The sequence below is a fragment of the Zhouia amylolytica AD3 genome, assembly GCF_000511935.2.
GTDB lineage: Bacteria > Bacteroidota > Bacteroidia > Flavobacteriales > Flavobacteriaceae > Zhouia > Zhouia amylolytica.
This window is the reverse complement of record NZ_AYXY01000019.1, coordinates 525,184-545,990: the sequence shown is the minus strand read 5'-3', so window position 1 is coordinate 545,990 and position 20,807 is coordinate 525,184. Positions and strand designations below refer to the sequence as shown.

14 protein-coding genes are annotated in these 20,807 nt (G+C 37.3%); 5 read left to right on the top strand and 9 right to left on the bottom strand.

All coding sequences use genetic code 11. The annotated features are described in order from the left end of the window. Nucleotides 1-8 precede the first annotated feature (8 nt). The 5 genes from P278_RS07050 to P278_RS07030 all read left to right on the top strand — a co-directional run bounded on the left by P278_RS07050 (nucleotide 9) and on the right by P278_RS07030 (nucleotide 11,345). Nucleotides 9-3,371: a SusC/RagA family TonB-linked outer membrane protein gene (locus P278_RS07050; RefSeq protein WP_051413449.1), complete on the top strand. Its 3,363-nt coding sequence runs from the start codon at nucleotides 9-11 to the stop codon at nucleotides 3,369-3,371. 15 nt (nucleotides 3,372-3,386) lie between these two features. Continuing rightward, on the top strand, nucleotides 3,387-4,925 hold the full coding sequence (locus P278_RS07045; protein WP_038264297.1) for a SusD/RagB family nutrient-binding outer membrane lipoprotein: 1,539 nt from the start codon (nucleotides 3,387-3,389) through the stop codon (nucleotides 4,923-4,925). Nucleotides 4,926-5,000: 75 nt separating this feature from the next. Beyond that, nucleotides 5,001-6,740: a LamG domain-containing protein gene (locus P278_RS07040; protein ID WP_038264295.1), complete on the top strand. Its 1,740-nt coding sequence runs from the start codon at nucleotides 5,001-5,003 to the stop codon at nucleotides 6,738-6,740. Nucleotides 6,741-6,924: 184 nt separating this feature from the next. After that, entirely contained in the window at nucleotides 6,925-9,474 is a 2,550-nt protein-coding gene (locus tag P278_RS07035; RefSeq protein WP_038264292.1) for a phosphocholine-specific phospholipase C, read from the top strand. A 713-nt stretch (nucleotides 9,475-10,187) separates the two neighbouring features. After that, nucleotides 10,188-11,345 (top strand): MraY family glycosyltransferase, encoded by a 1,158-nt coding sequence (locus P278_RS07030; protein WP_051413448.1) that lies wholly within the window; start codon nucleotides 10,188-10,190, stop codon nucleotides 11,343-11,345. A gap of 58 nt (nucleotides 11,346-11,403) precedes the next feature. Here the strand turns inward: P278_RS07030 and argH are convergent, their stop codons facing one another. From argH to P278_RS06985, 9 genes are all read right to left on the bottom strand, one after another. Beyond that, the gene (gene argH / locus P278_RS07025; protein WP_038264289.1) at nucleotides 11,404-12,690 is read right to left on the bottom strand and encodes an argininosuccinate lyase; all 1,287 of its coding nucleotides are present in this window, start codon (nucleotides 12,688-12,690) and stop codon (nucleotides 11,404-11,406) included. Between the two features lie 127 nt (nucleotides 12,691-12,817). Beyond that, nucleotides 12,818-13,879, bottom strand: coding sequence for a M20 family metallo-hydrolase (locus P278_RS07020; RefSeq protein WP_038264286.1), 1,062 nt, complete (start codon nucleotides 13,877-13,879; stop codon nucleotides 12,818-12,820). Then, entirely contained in the window at nucleotides 13,876-14,655 is a 780-nt protein-coding gene (gene argB / locus P278_RS07015; RefSeq protein ID WP_038264283.1) for an acetylglutamate kinase, read from the bottom strand. The genes P278_RS07020 and argB overlap by 4 nt, the downstream gene beginning before the upstream one ends. A 1-nt stretch (nucleotide 14,656) precedes the next feature. Then, the gene (locus P278_RS07010) at nucleotides 14,657-15,595 is read right to left on the bottom strand and encodes a Rossmann-fold NAD(P)-binding domain-containing protein (RefSeq protein ID WP_038264280.1); all 939 of its coding nucleotides are present in this window, start codon (nucleotides 15,593-15,595) and stop codon (nucleotides 14,657-14,659) included. 35 nt (nucleotides 15,596-15,630) lie between these two features. Further along, a complete protein-coding gene (locus tag P278_RS07005) occupies nucleotides 15,631-16,764 on the bottom strand; it encodes an aspartate aminotransferase family protein (protein ID WP_038264277.1) in 1,134 nt (377 codons plus the stop codon). A gap of 113 nt (nucleotides 16,765-16,877) precedes the next feature. Continuing rightward, nucleotides 16,878-17,669, bottom strand: coding sequence for a pyrroline-5-carboxylate reductase (gene proC, locus P278_RS07000; RefSeq protein ID WP_038264274.1), 792 nt, complete (start codon nucleotides 17,667-17,669; stop codon nucleotides 16,878-16,880). Between the two features lie 73 nt (nucleotides 17,670-17,742). Beyond that, nucleotides 17,743-18,717: an N-acetyl-gamma-glutamyl-phosphate reductase gene (gene argC, locus P278_RS06995; RefSeq protein ID WP_038264271.1), complete on the bottom strand. Its 975-nt coding sequence runs from the start codon at nucleotides 18,715-18,717 to the stop codon at nucleotides 17,743-17,745. Then, on the bottom strand, nucleotides 18,710-19,903 hold the full coding sequence (gene argG / locus P278_RS06990) for an argininosuccinate synthase (protein WP_038264268.1): 1,194 nt from the start codon (nucleotides 19,901-19,903) through the stop codon (nucleotides 18,710-18,712). The genes argC and argG overlap by 8 nt, the downstream gene beginning before the upstream one ends. Next, entirely contained in the window at nucleotides 19,900-20,523 is a 624-nt protein-coding gene (locus P278_RS06985) for a GNAT family N-acetyltransferase (protein ID WP_038264264.1), read from the bottom strand. Before P278_RS06985 ends, argG begins: the two co-directional genes overlap by 4 nt. Between the last annotated feature and the right edge of the window lie 284 nt (nucleotides 20,524-20,807).

Below are 20,807 nucleotides of genomic sequence, written 5' to 3'. Positions count from 1 at the left end.
AATTAACTATGAAGCAAAACACAACAAATCTTTTATTTCGGAAAGGAATATTCCTTTCATTATTGCTGATTCAGGTTTGTGCCTATGCAGGTATAAAAAATGTACAGGGCAACATGGATTTAGACAATATTTATATTTCCATAAAGGAGCAAAACAGCTCTTTGAAGAAGGTCTTTAAAACAATTGAAGCAAAAACCGATTTCAATTTCTTTTACGATAATAAAATAGTTAATGACCAGCAAAAGGTTTCTATTGCTAAAAATCGTACTTCCTTGAAAAAGGTATTGCTGGAACTTTCTGAAAAATTAGGACTTAAATTTAAGCAGGTTGATAATGTAATCAATGTAAATATAATTGAAAAAAGAACAGTACAGCAAGGTATAAAGATTACCGGAAAAGTAACGTCATCCTCCGATGGCCTCGGAATGCCGGGAGTTACGGTTATGGAGAAAGGAACCAGTAATGGAGTCACTACGGATTTTGATGGTAATTATGAAATTAATGTATCCGATTCGCAGGCAATTATTACATTCAATTACCTGGGTTTTAAAGCCATAGAGCAGGTAGTAGGACAAAAACGATCCATTGATGTTGTACTTCTTGAGGATACTGAAGAGTTGGATGAAGTAGTGGTAACGGCACTGGGAATTAAACGTGAGGAAAAGTCATTAGGGTATGCCGTTCAAAAAGTATCGGGAGATCAAGTCCAGGCCGTAAAAGGTGTTGATGTAGCTACTTCTTTAACAGGTAAGGTAGCAGGTTTATGGATTCAAAATAGTACAGAGTTTAATGAAGCTCCTGATATTCGATTAAGAGGAGGTTCTTCAAACCCTTTATTGGTTATTGATGGCGTACCTTATGGAAATATGTCATTGAGTGATGTGGCCTCCGATGACATCCAGAGTATGGATGTATTAAAAGGAGCAACAGCTTCGGCTCTCTATGGTGCCAGAGGTAGTGGAGGAGCTGTAATCATAACTACCAAAAGCGGAGGGAACGGAGTAAGTGTAAATAGCAATCAAATGTTTTTTGCCGGCTATCTTTCGCTTCCTGAAGTACAGTCCTCTTATAGTGCCGGGTTAGGAGGGACTTATAGTGCCACCGATTACGTATGGGGTGATAAACTCGATATCGGTACCATAGCAGAACAGTGGAACCCTGAAACAAAGACCTATGAAGACATGCCGCTTACCTCAAGAGGAAGTAACAACTTTAAAAACTTTCTTGAGCCAGGTGTAATCGTAAACAACAACATTAGCTTTGCTCGTTCAGGAGAAATCGGTTCCATCCGATCTTCATTTACGCATATTATGAATAAAGGGCAGTACCCTAACTTAAAGCAGAATAAGTTTAATGTAAATGTTGCGGGTAAATTGAATTTAGGTGATAATTTCGATCTTCAGGCTAACCTTGGATATAATCGAAGTATGACCCCTCAGACTACAGGATCCGGTTATGGTAATCAGGGGTATATCTATCAAATACTACTGTGGACCGGACCGGAATATGATCTAAGAAAGTACAGAGATTATTGGGTGGTGCCAAATGAAACCCAAAACTGGCATTACAAGGCCTGGTATGATAATCCATATTTAATAGCTCATGAAAAATTAAGAAGCGATGAGCAAAATATTACCAACGTTAATTTAACCGCCAATTATAAACTTTTTAAAGACGCGAAATTAACCGCAAGGGTGGGGTACGATTTTTATTCGAATGAATCAACTAGTCAAAACCCTCCTGGAATAAACTCTACAAGAGGTTGGAATGTAAATGGATTATACAGTCAAAATCAATATAGAGGTTACAGTTTAAACTCAGACCTTTTGTTCAAATATGGCAAAAGAGATGTCTTGCTGGATGGATTTGACTTTGATTTTACTGTAGGTGGATCCGTTTATAAATGGGAAGACCAGGGAATTGGAGCCTCGACCAGGGGTGGAATCATTGTACCTGGGATATACTCCTTAAACAATTCCGTTGAAAGACCCAACGTATCTTCTTATGTAACCAGAAAGCAGGTGAATAGTTTATTAGGGCTAGCGTCATTCTCCTATAAAGATGCATTTTTCGTTGATGTTACCGGACGTAATGACTGGAGCTCAACTTTACCATCTGATGAACGCTCTTATTTCTATCCGTCGTTGGCAGGTAGTTTAATTTTAAGTGAATTATTTACCAAGCCAAAATGGTTAGACCTATGGAAAACAAGAGGTTCATGGACCTTGTCTAAAGATGATTTAGGGGTTTATGCAACCAATGTGAATTATAGCGTGAGCCAGGGGGTTTGGAACGATTATAATACTGCTGCATATCCTTCTACTATAAAAAACACTTCTGTAGCACCTGAAACAAGCAGAACCTGGGAGGTTGGAACAGCAGCTTACTTGTTCGAAAACAGACTGATGTTAGATGTGGCCTACTATAACATCTATACCTATAATCGCCAGGTTTCAACCAGAGTCCCTTCTTCATCTGGTTTTACCTCCACTTTGATTAATACTGATGAAACGAGAGAACGTAGAGGATTAGAGTTAACCTTGAATATGGGGATTATCAAAAAGGAGAATTTTAGCTGGGATGCAGCTATCAACTGGTCTAAAACACACGCCTATTACAAAGAACTGGATGATGTGTATTCACCAGATAACTTATGGGCGAAACCAGGAGGAAGAATAGATAACTATACAATCTATGATTGGCTAAGAGATCCTAATGGAAATGTGATTCACAGCAGTGGTGGCCTCCCTGTTAGAAGTGATTATGCTTCGTTTTTAGATTACAGCGATCCTGACTTTTTATGGGGATTCACCAATAATTTCACCTATAAAAACTTTAATCTTCATTTAAGTTTTGATGGAAGAGTTGGCGGGAAGTTATTTAATTATACTTCTTATAAGATGTGGGATACCGGTGCACACCCCGATACTGATAATGCATGGAGATATGACGAGGTGGTAAACGGAAATACATCTTATATAGGTAAAGGAGTACGAGTGCTTTCTGGTAGTGTAACCTACGACGAATATGGTCGTATAGAAGAGGATACCAGAACCTATGAAGCCAATGACACTCCAGTTTCTTATGAAACTTATGCACGTCGATTCGGTGATGGTTCTTTGGGTGTTAAGGATCCAACCTTTATTAAACTAAGAGAATTGTCAATAGGATATACACTGCCAAAGAATGTTAGTGAAAAATTCGGATTAAGCAGGGCTAGTATTGCTCTAACCGCTCAAAATGTTTTTATGTGGACCAAAGAATTCGAATTTGCAGATCCTGATTGGAATTCTGACAGCGACCTGTCGTCACCTTCCCAGCGTTTTGTTGGTTTAAATATTAGGTTTCATGCAGGTAATACCTCAAAATAATTTAAAAGGATAATTATGAAGTTATTTAAAAGATACATACTCGCTTTTACAAGTATATTGTTAATATATAGTTGTGCTGATCTCGATAAGATTAATACCAACCCTGATGGCATTACTACAGCCACTCCACAAATGTTGGCAACAAAACTGATTCTTAATATAACCAGGGATGATATAAGTGGAACCAAAGGCTTCATGCGTCCACATATGCTTAATAAGTATATTTTGTGGAGCGAATTTCCCGAAAGTCCTCAGTACAATGATTTAGGAAGAACAGGTTTTGGAAGGTTTACCAGGCTTATTGATGTTCAAAAAATGATTGAATTAACAGAAGGTAAAGAGGAAACTGAAAAAAATGCATATAAAGCCTTGGGACACTTTTTAAGAGCTTATACCTTTTTCAGAACGACCATGGAGGTTGGAGACATCCCATATAGTGATGCTTTAAAAGGAGAATCTGATGGAAATGTGAAACCGGTATATGATACCCAAAAAGAAGTTTTTCTCGGGGTATTAAATGAACTTGATCAAGCTGATCAACTCTTCGCAAGTGCTTCACAATTTGATGGCGATATCATTTATGGAGGCGACCCGCTGCAATGGCGTAAAATGGTCAACTCTTTCGCCTTGAAAGTGCTGATAAACCTATATAAAAAGACAGGAGATGGTGATTTAAATGTGATTGCAAGATTTAATCAAATCATTAATAACAGACCCATTTTTGAAAGCAATAATGACAACTTTAGTTTAGTGTATTCGGATGTGGAAAATCAAAGATATCCGTTTTTTAAAGAGGGTAATCAGTTCGTAATTTACCCAATGGTTTCTGATGTCATCATTAATAAACTAAAAAACTATAACGATTATCGATTGTTTTACTACGCAGCACCTTCAGAAGTGAAGATCGATGAAGGCTATACAGCCTCTGAATATGACGCCTATGTAGGTGTAGATCCTTCAGCAGTTTATTCAGATGTGAGCTCCATAGCTTCTTCAAAAGATTATTCAGATATAAATCAGCGCTATAAAGAAATAGCCGAAGGAGAACCGGTATACCTTTTAAGTTACGCGGAAATTCAATTTGTGCTTGCCGAAGCAGCAGTTAGAGGTTGGATCTCAGGAAATGCAGAAACCTATTATAATGAAGGTGTAAGAGCAGCAATGCACTTTGTGGCCGATCAAACTCCTGATGAAGAAATATTTCATCATAACATGATTATTGACGATGCCTATATCAATAATTATTTGCAAGGACCTGAAGTACAGTTTTTGTCAAGTGCTGAAGAACAAATAGAGCAGATCATCACTCAAAAATACCTAAGTACCTTCTTACAGTCATTAAACAATGCATTTTTCGAAAATAGAAGAACAGGTTACCCGGAATTCCCAATTAATCCCGCAAGTAATGAGAATATACCATCAGATAAGTTGCCGGTACGCTGGATGTACCCTTCTGATGAAGTAGATTACAATAAAAGCAATCTCGATGAGGCTTTGAACAGGCAGTACAATGGGACAGATGATAATAATGGAGTAATGTGGATTTTGCAGTAAGTCTCAACCTTGTAAATAATTCAACGTTTTGTTTGGATTCAAGTTTTAAAAACACGATTACAAAAAATTAAAAAGATGAAAAGTATATTTAACTTTCGAAATAAACACCTTCTATACCTATCTCTCGGCCTGTTATTTGTATTGGTTAATGGATGTAAAGAAGATGAAAACAGCTATTATTACGATGGAAAGTATTTGGTGAATTTAGATGTGTATGTTTCACATCCAAATCCAAATACCGGTAACCCTTATACCGAAGAAGAATTAACGGAATTAACCTACGACCCTCTAAAAAAGGAATCATACCTTGAAGGACAAATGGTAGATTTAACATTGGTTTCTGCAAGTTTGCCATCTGAGGTAAAAGTGGTCGGAGAAAATGATGCAATAATTGAAACTATTACCGATTTTTCTGAATCGGATGGCGTATTCCATGCCAGAAATTTTCAAAGTTCATTAGAAGAACTCGGACTTACGGAACCGGATCAAAAAGCTAAGATATTCTTTAAGGTAACGTACCCTGGAGGACCACCGGTGGTGACAACCTTTGAAGTGAAAAGAATCGCTGAGGCAGCTGAACAGTCAACATTTTATACTTTTCTCAAAAAAGCAACAGGGGAAACGCTTGGCTTACTGGTAGAGGAGGAATTAACCTCAGTTTCCAGTGATGGGCAAAGAGGGTCAATACTAACTTTTGATGGTATAGACGATAGAGTACGTATCCTAAATAATAACGAATTGAATTTTAGAGGAACAGAAGATTTTTCTGTTGGTATTTGGGTGAATACAACATCTTCGATTAGTGATCCTGCTATCATATCTGATAAAGACTGGGGAAGTGGATCCAATCCTGGATTTGTGTTTTCTTTCACCGGAGGAACCTGGAAATTAAATGCCGCAGATGGATCGAATCGTATTGATATAAACGATTTAGGACCGGTAAATGACGGAGAGTGGCACTTCCTGTTAGTTTCATTCGATCGTGATGGAAACGCTACCGCTTATCAGGATGGGGTTGAAGTTGGTAGTGCAGATATGTCTTCTTTAGGTGATATGACCAGTAGCTTACCTATTTATCTCGGTCAGGACGGTACAGGGAATTATAGTTATGGTTACTGGTATGAAGGAATGCTAGGACAAGCTTATATTTTTGATTATGCTTTAACAAGTCAGGATGCAGCTGAATTATACGATGCGGAACTTCCTACAGGAGCCCAATTAACAAATGAAAACGGTGCGATTACCAATATTAATGTTACTAATGATGGCGGTGTTGTAACTACCATGGAAGGAAATAAAACAGTATTTACTTATGATGGTATAGACGATTTAACTACCTGGAGCAATCCATCGAGCCTTGATTTTAGAGGAACCGAAGATTTTTCAATATCCGTTTGGGTAAATACAACCTCTACAAATGATGATCCATCAATAATTGCTGATAAAGATTGGGGAAGCGGAGGAAACCCCGGTTTTATTCTGGCATATACCGGTGGTACCTGGAAGTTGAACGTTGGTGATGGGTCTAACCGGATTGATATCAATGGATTAGGTCCTGTAAATGATGGTGAATGGCATCAGTTGGTCGTTACCTTCGACCGGGATGGTGATGCTGTTGCATACCAGGATGGTGTAGAAGTAGGTAGTGCAGATATGTCAGGTATTGGTGATATTACAAGTGGATACCCTATTCGACTTGGTCAGGATGGTACCGGAAATTATAGCTACGGATATTGGTTTGAAGGTAAACTGGCAAATAGTACTATTTTTAATCATGCATTAACAGCTGAACAGGTAGGAGCATTATATAATTAGTTTGATCGTTTTCGAAAAGACTAAATAAACTTCATAATAAAATAACATGAACTCCTTAGAGTTTTTGTTTATTTGGTTGATTGCGCATTCCCCAGGAATGTAGTTATGAAATAAATTTCATAAAAAGCGGGTGGTAAATAATTTTTACCACCCGAACTTTTGATATGTTAGCACAAAATTACTCATGGACAATAGAAGAGATTTTTTAAAGAAAGCTGCAATGGTAAGCGGCGGGTTGGGTGTATCAATGGCCTTTCCTCCATCAATAAAAAAGGCATTAGCTATAAATCCGGAAGAAGGCTCTACCTTTGAAGATGCAGAACACGTAGTGCTCCTGATGCAAGAAAACAGATCGTTCGATCATTGCTTTGGAACCTTAAAAGGTGTCAGGGGATTTAATGACCCGAGAGCAATTTCCCTGCCTGATAAAAATCCAGTTTGGTTACAGACCAATGAAAAAGGCCAGACTTTTACTCCATTCAGGTTGAATATAAAAGATACCAATGCCACATGGATGGGAGATCTACCGCATTCATGGGAAAACCAGGTAGATGCCAGGAATGATGGAAAGTATGACAAATGGTTGGAAGCCAAAAAGGTATGGAGAAAAGCATATAAGGATATTCCCTTTACACTGGGGTATTATAACCGCCAGGATATACCGTTCTATTATGCGTTTGCTGATGCCTTTACCGTATTTGATCAGCATTTTTGCTCTGCTTTAACCGGAACTACGACCAATAGACTTTATTTCTGGACAGGATCAAACAAGGGAAGTAAAGACGATCCTTCTAATGTTCGTAACTCAGAAGTATATTACAACAAGGAGGCAAACTGGAAAACATTCCCGGAACGCCTTGAAGAAATGGATATCTCCTGGAGAATCTATCAGAATGAAGTAAGTATACAAACAGACCTTAAAGGAGATGATACCTCTTTACTTGGGAATTTTACAGATAATCCCCTGGAGTGGTTCTCTCAGTTTAATATTCGATACGCAAAAGGACATCAAAGATTCCTCAAGAAAAGACGATTAGAATTACCAGGGGAAATAGCAGCGTTAAAAGAAGAAATAGTACGTTTACCAAAAGCTAAAACTCAAAACTTGAGAAATACTTTAGGTAAAAAAGAAAAACAACTTCAAAAGATAGAGGAGGAGCTGAACCTTTGGAATCCTGAAAATTATGAGAAACTGTCACAGTTTCAAAAAAACATTCACGAAAAAGCGTTTACAACCAATATAGATGATCCTCATTATCATCAAACAGAAACCCTTGAATACGATGAACAAGGTGAAAAAAGAGAATTGAAAGTTCCTAAAGGTGACATTTTACACCAATTCAGGAAGGATGTTGATAATGGGAAAATGCCAACCGTGTCGTGGTTAGTGGCCCCTCAAAAGTTTTCAGATCATCCAAGTGCTCCATGGTATGGCGCCTGGTATGTTTCTGAAGTTTTGGATATACTCACAAAAAACCCGGAAATCTGGAAAAAAACCATCTTTATTCTAACCTACGATGAAAATGATGGCTATTTCGATCATGTGCCACCATTTGTTGCACCTGATCCAAATAATAAGCATGCACTATCTGAAGGTATAGATACAGCCACAGAGTTTGTAACCATGGATGATGAAATTAATTTAAAAGGCGTAGATCCAAAGAATGCCCGTGCGGGTGCTATTGGTTTAGGATACCGTGTTCCTTTGATAGTCGCGTCACCGTGGACTCGAGGTGGTTGGGTGAATTCGGAAGTTTCGGATATAACTTCCACGATACAGTTCCTGGAAAAATTTATAAGTAATAAAAAAGGAAAGGAACTTAAAGAAACAAATATTAGTAGCTGGCGTCGTACCATTTCTGGCGATTTAACTTCTGCTTTCAGACCTTATACAGAATCCGCTTTGATCTTTGCAGATTTTGTTGATAGAAATAAGTTTATGGAAGAAATTAATAATGCCAGTTTTAAAGCACCTCCTGCAAATTTCAAGGCATTGTCAAATAGTCAGATTGAACTGGCAAAGCGGGGTGAGGAAGCATTGGAATTTTTACCGCGGCAAGAAGTTGGAATTAAAAATTCATGTCCGCTCAACTACCAATTACACGTAGATGGTATTTTAGATCCAAAAACAAAGGAATTCAAAATAGCCATGGAAGCATCCAATGAGTATTTTGGAGAAAGAGCGGTGGGAGCTCCATTTAATGTTTATGCTCCCGGTAAATATCTTCAGAAAAATAAAAACGGACTCGATACTTTCCAGGATGTAAAGACATGGGCTTTTGCAGTAAAATCAGGTGATGAGATCACAAATAGTTGGCCTGTAGATCATTTTGAGAATAAACAATATCATCTAAGGGTTTACGGACCAAATGGGTTCTATCGTGAATTCTTAGGGAATCTTAATGATCCGGAAATTCAGCTCAATTGTACCTATGAGTACAAAGGTCGTTTACTAAGTAAGCTTACGGGTAATGTGACGCTCAAAATAGCCAACTTTTCAAAAGAAAAGAAAAAGATTACCATTAAAGATAATGCATATAAAAACAGAACTAAATCAATTTCGGTTGCAGCAAATAAAGAAGAATTAATTACACTGGAGGCAGCTAAAAGTTTTGGTTGGTATGACTATTCAGTTCAGGTGGACGGTTTTGATGACTATGGTGTGAGATATGCCGGAAGAGTAGAAACTGGAAAATCGTCTAAAACAGATCCGTTCATGGGTAGAATAGTCTAAATTTTAAATTGAATAAGGAAGAGTCCGGGCCTGTAGTAATAAAATTAAAAAATAACAAAAACCAGTAGGTTCGCGTAATTTTATTATACAGGCTTAAACCAATATAATTACAGGAGGTAATGTCATTTACAGTAATGCATTACCTCTTTGTTTATTTGGAAAAATAATAATAGTTAATTCTAAATGCATACCATGAGGTAAGTAGTTATATTATTCATCGATAATTCATAAATAAATTTGGAAGACCAGGAACAATTTAAGGTGTGGTAATGTGGTAATTTAGTGGGATAATTTAATAGAGTTATGGTATTATCTGAATATAAATTGGTTTTCCGACGCAACCTTTAACAAAAATTAACATCTAGAAGATAAAGGTTCTATGCACCTATACGTTTTATATACTAGGTGTTTACTATGTAGCAACAGGTTCCGTGAAATAATTAAATTATGTAAATGTTAAAATTAGGTACCGTTTAATAAGAAATTATTAAGAATGGAATGCTTAATCCCAATAAAGACTTTTCTAATTTGCATAGAAAATATTTTATGGATACTTTTGATGAGTTTTTGTAAGGTTACATTTTCCCCAAACTGGTAAAAAAAGAATAGCAATTTTTTTAACAGATGTGTAATTACGTAAAAAACGTAAGTGGTTTTAGGAGCATGTCTTTAGCTTTGATAAAGACGAAATTAACAGAATAAACAAATAACTTATGCTGTATGCTATAGGAGTTTTTCTGGGTTGTTTTATATTAACAATCTGGACGGTTCCGAAGATAATTAGAGTTGTTACTCACAAAAACTTAATGGACGACCCCGGTAGTCGTAGTTCTCATGAAACCAAAACACCAACGCTTGGTGGTGTGTCTTTCTTCTTAGCACTCATTGGCGTGTTATTTTTTATTCGGGATTTTGATCAATTTGAAGAAGCCATTTATTTTGTTCCAGCGCTTACTGTAATCTTTATAGCAGGTTTAAAAGATGATCTGGTTTCCATTAGTCCGAGAGCTAAATTGCTTGCACAACTTTGTGCTATTGGCTTTATTTTGTACAATAGTGGTTTTCAAATTCAAAGTCTTAACGGCTTTTTAGGTATTCACGATATTCCCGTGTGGTTGGGAGTGCTGCTGTCAGGGTTTTTAATGATCGTGGTGATAAATGCCTTTAACCTTATTGATGGAATTGATGGCCTGGCCTCTATGGTAGGGTTAGTTATATTGGGAGCCTATGGAACTATTTTTTACCTTATAGATCAACATTTCTATATGCTGCTATGCCTGGCTTTACAAGGCTGCTTGCTTGCTTTCCTATATTATAATCTTTCCATTAAGCGTAAAATTTTTATGGGAGATACAGGTTCGCTCATTGTTGGATTTATCATCAGTGCTTTAACTGTTAGGTTGCTGGCTATGAATCCTTCAACTATGTCTGAACTGCCTTTTATAATGGAAAATGCTCCAATTGTAGCTATAAGTATTCTGATCGTTCCCCTGTTTGATACAGCAAGGGTTTTTACGGTACGACTTCTACAGAAAAGATCACCCTTCTCCGCAGATAGAAATCATATCCATCATTTATTTATTGACGGATTGTTACTCTCACACAGAAGAGCTAGCTTTTTTATAAGTGTACTTAACTTTTTATTTATTTCCTTTATCGTATTAATGGCCGGTGAAATAGGCTATCTCGAGTTAATTGGTGTATTTGCTTTGTCAATTGCTTTATTATGTGTGGTGTGCTATGCCTTAAAGAAAAATAGAGATCGTTTGCAAAGTAGATCCAGTGCGGTGAAACGATTAAAAAGTATTGTGAAACAAAGACAAGCCGATTCCTTGACACAGTTGAATGTGTTGCGAAGGAATGCAGGTTAAAAAATATTCATAATAAAAAAACGCCAGGTTTATTTGAAACTTGGCGTTTTTTTTATGACTATTTCTTGTCGATATTATTCAATTTCTCTTTGATTTTGTCGAGGCATAAATTCCCTAAACTTCCATCATGGGTGTGTTTAATATCTCTTTTTGGTGTAAAAGTGCCGTTTTCAATTTCTTCTCCCATTTTTTTATAGGCATCCCTGAATGGCATTCCACCTAGAACCAGATCATTTAACGTATCTACGCTAAAGAGATAATCATACTTTTGATCCTCAATAATATGGTCTTTTACAATAACATTCTTTATAGAGAAACTCATCATTTCCAAACATGATTTTAACTCCTGAATGGCCGGAACAATAATTTCTTTAGTTAGTTGCAGATCTCTGTGGTATCCGCTAGGCAAATTAGTAGAGAGCATGGCCAACTGGTTAGGAACTGCCTGTATCTTATTGCACTTACCTCGTATAAGTTCAAATACGTCAGGATTCTTTTTATGAGGCATGATACTCGAACCGGTAGTTAATTCGTTCGGAAATGTAATGAAATCAAAATTTTGACTCATATACAAGCAAATGTCCATGGCAAACTTAGATAATGTAGCGGCTATACCACTCAATGCCATAGCTGTGGCCTTTTCTGATTTACCCCTGCTCATTTGAGCGGCGACAACATTGTATTTCTGACTCGTGAAATCTAATTCTTTTGTAGTGAATTCTCGGTCAATAGGGAATGAGCTACCATATCCCGCAGCACTTCCCAGTGGATTTTGATCTACAACACGATAAGCTGCCTCAACAAAATATAAGTCATCAATGAGGCTTTCGGCATAAGCTGAAAACCATAACCCGAACGATGAAGGCATTGCAATCTGTAAATGAGTATAACCCGGTAATAAAACCTCTTTGTATTGATCGGCTAGCGTAATTAAGATGTCAAAAAGCTCCTTAGATTGCTTCTTTATTTCCTGTAATTCATTCTTTAAATAAAGATTTACAGCTACGAGCACCTGATCATTTCTGGAACGTGCCGTATGAATCTTTTTTCCTGTATCACCTAACTTCTCAGTGAGTAAGAACTCTATTTTACTATGAACATCTTCAAATGAATCTTCGATAGTAAAAGTACCCGCTTCAATCGTTTTGCCTATAGCCTCCAAGGCATCAACCAGGTTGTTAACTTCATTTGCACTCAATAATCCAATTTCACCGAGCATTTTAGCATGAGCCTTTGATGCTATAACATCATATTTGGCAATGACTAAATCGAGTTCTCTATCCGAACCAACGGTAAAGATGTCTATCTTTTTGTCTGTTGAAAAACCTTTGTCCCAGAGTTTCATTTTTCTGTTGTTTTTGATCTGATTTTTTAAAATTATATTTCCTGCATTGAACCTGTTAGATCGAGCATTTAAAGATATAAAGTTGGATGACTTCTTACCTTAATATTCGATCTTCAAGACAACCTCATTATAATACTTTATCTAATATTTTAATATAAATTTCAATTCCTTGGTGAATTTCGTTTACATAAATAAATTCATTTGCCGAGTGCGAACGTGTTGAATCGCCCGGTCCAAGCTTTAATGATGAACAATACAATACGGCCTGGTCTGAAAGTGTTGGAGAACCATAGGTTTCTCTGCCAATTTCAATCCCTGCTTTTACCAGGGCATGATCAGCTGGTATTGAAGACGAATTCAATCGGAGTGATCGGGCAGTCATTTCACAAGGTGCCTGCTCTTGTAAAATAGTATTAATTTCTCCATTACTGTAACAATCATTAACACGAACATCCACCACGATAGCTACTTCAGAAGGAACTACGTTGTGTTGTTTCCCCGCATTCACCTGGGTCACTGTCATTTTTACTTTGCCCAGTACCTCAGATTCCTTTTTAAATTCAAAATCTTTGAACCATTGCAAAACATCAATGCTATTGTAAATGGCATTATCATCATTCGGATGGGCAGCATGACTTGGAGTTCCTTTTATGATTCCATCAAATACTACCAGTCCTTTTTCAGCTATAGCCAAATTCATCAGGGTAGGCTCCCCAACAATAGCAACAGCTACCTCAGGTAAACTTTTCAAAACCGAATTTAAACCGTTCGGCCCCGAGTTTTCTTCTTCGGCCGATGCCACAATAACGATGTTGTATTTTAAATCTTTTTTATCGTAAAAATGAGCAAAAGTAGCCAATAACGAAACAAGGCAACCTCCGGCATCATTACTGCCTAATCCATATAGCTTTCCATCCTCAATATGTGGATCGAAAGGATCTTTGGTATAGGCATTATTGGGCTTTACTGTATCGTGATGTGAATTAAGCAATAGTAAAGGTTTACCTTCCTCAAAATACTTGTTAAAAGCCCAAATGTTGTTATTTTCCCTCTTAAACGGTATATCATGAGATTGAAACCAATTTTCAATATGTTTTGCTGTTCCTTCTTCCTCCGTTGAAAATGAAGGAGTCGCAATGAGGTTCTTCAAGAGCTCAATAGCCTGATTTGAAAGCTCGTTTGTTGTCATAAGGTGATGGTTGTTTTTTTGGTTTGCGGGTCGGTTATCATTTTGATGCTTCCAATATATACTTTCGCTACCTCGTGCTCCAGGGCATTAAAGCAGTTGAAAAGTTTAGGAAGCATACCATCGGCGATAATTTTTTCTTCTAATAACTTTTGATATGAATTGGTGTCGATCTCTTCGATAACAGAAGTGTCATCATTGATATCTCTGAGCACACCATTTTTCTCAAAACAATAATATAAATGGGTTTCAAAATCTTTACTGATAGCTTTAGCAATTTCTGAAGCGATGGTATCTGCATTGGTATTAAACAACTGTCCTTCTTTATCATGTGTGATCGCACAGCATACCGGAGTTATTTGGTGGTCAAGTAATAGTTTTAATGCTGCTGCATTCACCGCTTCCACATCACCTACAAATCCAAAATCATGGGTTTTAACCGGACGCTTAACGGAACGTATAAGGTTGAGATCGGCACCTGATAAACCTATGGCATTGCAATTCCTTGCTTGTAATTTGGCAACAATGGTTTTATTGGCATAACCTCCATAAACTTTGGTAATGATTTTTAAGGTTTCCGCATCTGTTATTCGGCGGCCGTCAACCATTTTTGTTTCAATACCCAGTTTCTCCGCTAATTGCGTGGCGAGCTTTCCACCTCCGTGAACCAAAATTTTTAATCCTTCTAATTTAGAAAACCCTTCAATAAATTCATCTAAAACGGCTTCATTCTCGATAAGGTTGCCACCTATCTTTACTATAGAAACTTTTTCCTGCATTTTATAAACTTTCTAAAATATTCTTTAAAATCACCTGGGCCGAAAAGGTTCTGTTATTGGCCTGTTCAATCACTAATGATTGTTCGCTGTCTAATACTTCATCAGAAACGATTACATTTCTTCTTACTGGTAAACAGTGCATAAACTTGGCTTCACCTAGTTTTTCAGAGGTCATCATCCATTTTTCATCAGTGCACTCAATTTCTCCATAATTTATATAGGAACTCCAGTTTTTTACATAGACAAAGTCCGCGTCAACAAGCGCCTTTTCCTGATCATATTCAATCGGTGTGTCTTTGGTGATTTCAGGATTCAGCTCATAACCTTTAGGGTGGGTGATAACAAAATCAACGTCTAACAATTGCATCATTTTAGCAAATGAATTGGGAACGGCATGAGGCAATGCTCGAGGATGAGGAGCCCATGAAAGCACCACTTTTGGTCTGGGTTTTTGTTTTTGTTCCGTTATGGTAATTGCATCGGCTAACGCCTGTAATGGATGCGCTGTAGCACTTTCCATATTAACGATCGGTACCGTTGCATATTGTTGAAAACTTCTGATTACCTGTTCTTTCTCATCTTTCTCTTTATCGTTTAGCGTTGGGAAAGCGCGGATAGCCATAATATCCACATATTGTGATATTACTGCAGCTGCCTCTTTTACATGTTCGGCAGTTTTTGCATTCATTACGGTACCATCCTCAAATTCAAGTCCCCAGCTATCAGAATTTATGTTTAAGATCATGGTTTCCATTCCAAGAAGTTGAGCAGCCTTTTGGGTGCTTAAACGTGTACGTAAACTTGAATTAAAGAACAGTAATCCAAGCGTCTTATTTTTCCCCAGGTATTGATATTCAAGGGATTCTTTCTTTAAACAGATGGCTTCTTTAATTAATTCGTTAACGTTTGGAATATCTTCCAGATCTATAAATTGTTTCATTTTAATATTTCAATTTTATTTTTTTGATAACTTCATTAGATTTCTTCCAGAGCTTCTTTTAAAGCCCCGATAAATACATCTATATGTTCTTTCTGTATGGTAAGAGGAGGGAGGATTCGAAGTAACTTCTTATTGCTGGAACCTCCTGTAAAGATACGTTTTTCGTAAATAAGTTTTTTACGTAACTCACCAACCTCAAAGTCAAACTCGAGCCCTGCCATAAGACCACGACCTTTGATTTGCTTAACTTGTGGAATCGATTTTACTTGTGCTGTAAAATACGCAGAAATCTCCTGGGCATGGTGCATCAGGTTTTGCTCTTTAATGACGTCTAAAACGGCAATTCCGGCGGCACATGCTAAATGATTCCCTCCAAAGGTGGTGCCTAACATACCGTACTTGGCTTCTATTGAGGGATGAACAAGAATTCCACCAATAGGAAAACCATTCCCCATGCCTTTAGCCATTGAGATTATATCAGGTTTGATGTTATGGTGCTGAAAAGCAAAAAACTTTCCACTTCGACCATATCCCGATTGCACCTCGTCTAAAATAAAAAGTACACCATGTTTTTTGCAGAGTTCCTGAGCTCCCTGAAGGAATTCGGTTGTTGGTTCATCCAAACCACCTACACCTTGAATAGGTTCTATAATAACCGCACATACGTCCCCTTTGACTAATTCATAATCTAAAGAGTGAAGTTGGTTTAAAGGTAGGAAGGAGACGTCGTGCTGGTTATTCAATGGTGCGTTAATGCTTTTATTATCAGTCGCAGCAACTGCTGCTGAAGTTCTGCCGTGGAAGCCATTCTCAAAAGCAATTACCCTGCTTTTCCCTGTAACAAAAGAAGCCAGCTTTAATGCATTTTCATTGGCCTCTGCTCCAGAGTTGCATAAAAATAAATTGTAATCATCACAACCGGATATTGCACCCAGCTTGTCCGCAAGTTCCTGTTGTAACGGATTCTGAACCGCATTAGAATAAAATCCTAAAGCCTGTACCTGATCGCTTATCATTTTTACATAATGCGGATGTGAATGACCTATAGAAATAACAGCGTGCCCGCCATAAAGATCGAGATACTTTATGCCTTGATCATCATAGATATAAAGGTCTTCTCCCTTTACAGGAGTGGTGTTATAAAGTGGATATACGTCGAATAATTTCATTAGATGTAAATATTATATTGTTATGAGCTGGTATGAGGTTTATATAAACCCTTTAAAACTTTATGATATGAATCCTGCCAGCTATACATTACGTATTCTTAAATACTATGTTTTTATTTAGCAATTTGATTGATCTTCTCATAAGAGCTTACAATCCCTTTAATTAAAGATGAACTGAGTCCCTGATGTTCCATTTCATTGAGGCCTTCAATAGTACATCCCTTTGGCGTGGTTACCTTGTCAATTTCCTGTTCGGGATGACTTCCGCTCTGAATGAGTAAACTAGCAGCTCCGGAACAGGTTTGCATCGCCATTTCCTGGGCTTCAGCTGCATCAAAGCCTAACTGGATAGCACCTTGGGTAGTGGCTCGTATTAAGCGCATCCAGAATGCAATACCACTGGCACAAATCACTGTTGCAGCCTGCATTTGTTTCTCAGGAATAGAAATGGTAGTCCCTAGTCGGTTAAAAATTGCTTTCGCAAGGTCAATACGTTTTTCACCTTTTTCATTGGCACATAAACAAGTCATCGATTTACCAACAGAAATTGCTGTATTAGGCATACTTCTTATGATATAATGGTCTGAACCGATCACGGACTCCATTCTTGGAATTTTAAAACCTGTAATGGTGGAAATCAACACATGATTTTGATGAAGTAGATCCTTAATATCCAGTAAAATGGATTCAAACTGAGCAGGTTGTACAGCGAAAATAATAATATCCGATTGCTGAACAGCTAATTTATTGTCATCAGTTACAAATACATTTTTGTATTCTTCATAGCTCTTAATGCCTTCCTTGTTTCTCCTCGTAAGATACAAAGTGGTGATGGCATTGGTGGTTATCAATCCTTTAGCGATTGATAGTCCCAGGTTTCCTGCACCTATGATTGCTACTTTCATTATTGTGGTTGGTTATTAAAATTATTTTAAAAGTGTTAATGGTTACGTTCTGGTTTTAAAAGATTCCTGATGCTTAAAAGTAACTTGCTTTTAAATTCAATCCTTCTGTTTCCGGAAATCCAAATTGTAAGTTCATATTTTGAATGGCCTGGCCGCTGGCACCTTTTAAAAGATTATCTTCTGCAGTAGTGATCAACAGGAGGTCTTCGTGTTTATGAAGGTGGACATGACACATGTTGGTGTTGACAACTTGCTTTAAATGAATTTCCTTGTCTGATACTTGGGTAAATGGAGCATCCTTGTAAAAATCCTGATAGATTTTTTTCGCCTCCTCAAGAGTTCCTTCAAATTTTGTATAAGCCGTTACAAAGATCCCTCTGGCGAAATTTCCACGCTGCGGCATGAAAATAAGAGAAGTCTCTGCTCCCTGTAAAGACTTTAAGCTTTCTCCAATCTCTCCAAGGTGTTGATGCGTAAAGGGTTTATACCAGGAAATGTTATTGTTTCTCCAGCTAAAATGTGATGTGGCTGAAGGACTCACACCGGCACCGGTACTACCTGTAATGGCATTAACATGTACATCTTTCTGTAATTTCTTTGAAGCAGCCAGTGGCAATAATGCTAATTGAATAGCCGTAGCAAAACACCCGGGGTTCGCAATGTAATTAGCTTGTTTTATTTTTTCTTTGTTCAGTTCAGGCAAACCATACACGAACTCCATCCCGTTGAAATTAGAATCATTTTCAAGCCTGAAATCATTACTTAGGTCAATGATTTTGGTGTTTGTCGAAAACTCATTTTCATTTAAAAAGTTAGATGAATTACCATGTCCTAAACACAAAAAAAGTACATCTACCTCAGGATTTACATTTCCTGTAAAGGTTAAATCTGTTAGCCCTAATAAATCTTCATGTGCATCGCTCAAAGCCTTACCGGCTCTTGTTGTACTGTATACAAAGTCGATGCTTGTTTTCGGATGATTTAACAATAACCTGATTAGTTCGCCCCCGGTATATCCCGAGCCTCCTATAATACCTACTTTAATCATAACTTTTCTTGTTTACCGCCTGGTGTATTTTAGCTGAATTCGACATTATTTTAATAAACCCTTTAGCGTCCTCTGCAGTCCATCCTTTATTCATTTCACCATAGGCACCGAATTTTGCACTCATTAAATCGTGCTCAGATTTAATACCGTCGATTACAAATCTGTACGGGTGAAGACTTACCCATACATCTCCGGATACATTCTTTTGAGAGTCAATTAGGAAAGCCTCGATATTTCTCATCGCTTCATCTAAATACTGCCCTTCATGAAGAAGCATTCCGTACCAGTTTGCCAGGTATTCTTTATGATGTTGTTGCCATTTGGTAAGAACATGCTTTTCAAGTGTATGGTGCGCTTTGATGATTATTAGGGGAGCGGCTGCTTCAAAACCAACTCTTCCTTTAATTCCAATAATAGTGTCACCCACATGAATATCTCTCCCAATAGCATAAGAAGAAGCTATATTGTTAAGCTTTTCAATATTTTCTACAGGTTTTCCCTTTTTCCCGTCAATAGCTGTTAACTCTCCTTTTTTGAAGGTCAGTTTTACCTTTTGCGATCCCATATTGGTTAATTGACTCGGATAGGCTTCATTAGGTAAGGGTAGTTGAGAAGTGAGGGTCTCGTCTCCACCAACACTGGTACCCCATAATCCTTTATTTATAGAATATTTGGCTTTAGACCATTCCTGGTTGATTCCTTTATTTTTCAAATAATCAATTTCCTCCTGTCTGGAAAGCTTCTTATCTCTGATTGGAGTGATGATTTCAATCTCCGGTGCTATGATTTGAAAAATCATATCGAATCGTACCTGGTCATTACCGGCACCCGTACTACCATGAGCAATATATTTAGCACCAATTTTTTTAGCGTGCTTAATAATTTCAATAGCTTGTACAATTCTTTCAGCACTTACAGAAAGAGGATAGGTGTTGTTCTTGAGAACATTTCCGTATATAAGATACTTTACAACTTCATCATAAAAAGTTTGAACGGCATCAATAGAAGTGTAAGAAGTTACCCCTAGAATTTTAGCCTTTTTTTCAATTTCAGCAATTTCTTCACCAGTAAAACCTCCAGTGTTAACGCTAACTGCATGAACTTCAAAACCTTCTTCTTCCGTTAAATATTTGGCACAATACGAAGTATCTAAACCACCGCTGTAAGCTAAAACTAATTTCTTCATTTTTTCTTTTTTTCTTTTTTCAGGAAAATATTCTGTTTAATACTTTTTAATCTTTTAAAAACTTTTTTGTTGTAACTATGCTTATGAGTATGTTCCTTAACCGCAGGGTCATAAAGCATACCGGTACACAAACACATTTTTTTATCAGTTCTGGAAAGAATGTCGTAGTTTTTACAGGTCTGACATCCACTCCAAAAGGCTGGATCGTCTGTTAACTCAGAAAAGGTTACAGGTTCATACCCTAAATCATAATTGATTTTCATTACCGCTAATCCGGTGGTAATACCAAAGATTTTGGCATCTGGGAATTTCTTTCTACTGTATTCAAAAACCTTTTTCTTGATCTCTGTGGCAAGTCCTTGTCCTCTGTAATCAGGATGGACAATCAACCCGGAATTGGCAACATATTTACCATGGCCCCAGGTTTCGATATAACAAAATCCAGCAAAAGTTTCACCGTCTAAAGCAATTACAGCATTACCGTTTTCTATTTTGGTAACGATATACTCAGTGGTTCGCTTAGCAATCCCTGTTCCTCTCTGCTTAGCGGAATCTTCAATGGTGTCACAAATAATTTGTGCGTATTGAATATGCGAGTTGTTGGCAATAACTACCTGCATAGTGTTCTAAAAAAATTAAATTCTTGAATTAAAATACAATTGGGTTTCTCAAGGGGGAGTTGGACACACCTAACTCCAATAACTACTGTGCACCCTTACGGGCGACGGCGGCGAATAGGACGAACTGGAGTAATCGCAAAAACAACCCTAGGAGCTTTTAGCCCTGGAAAGAATTGTATGTTTTGATTGTTTTGCATTTTATTGATAAATGTTTGTCCTTTGTTTTATGGGTACAATATTAGAAAATATAAATGAATTATAATCTCCAATCTTTGTTAAATTTG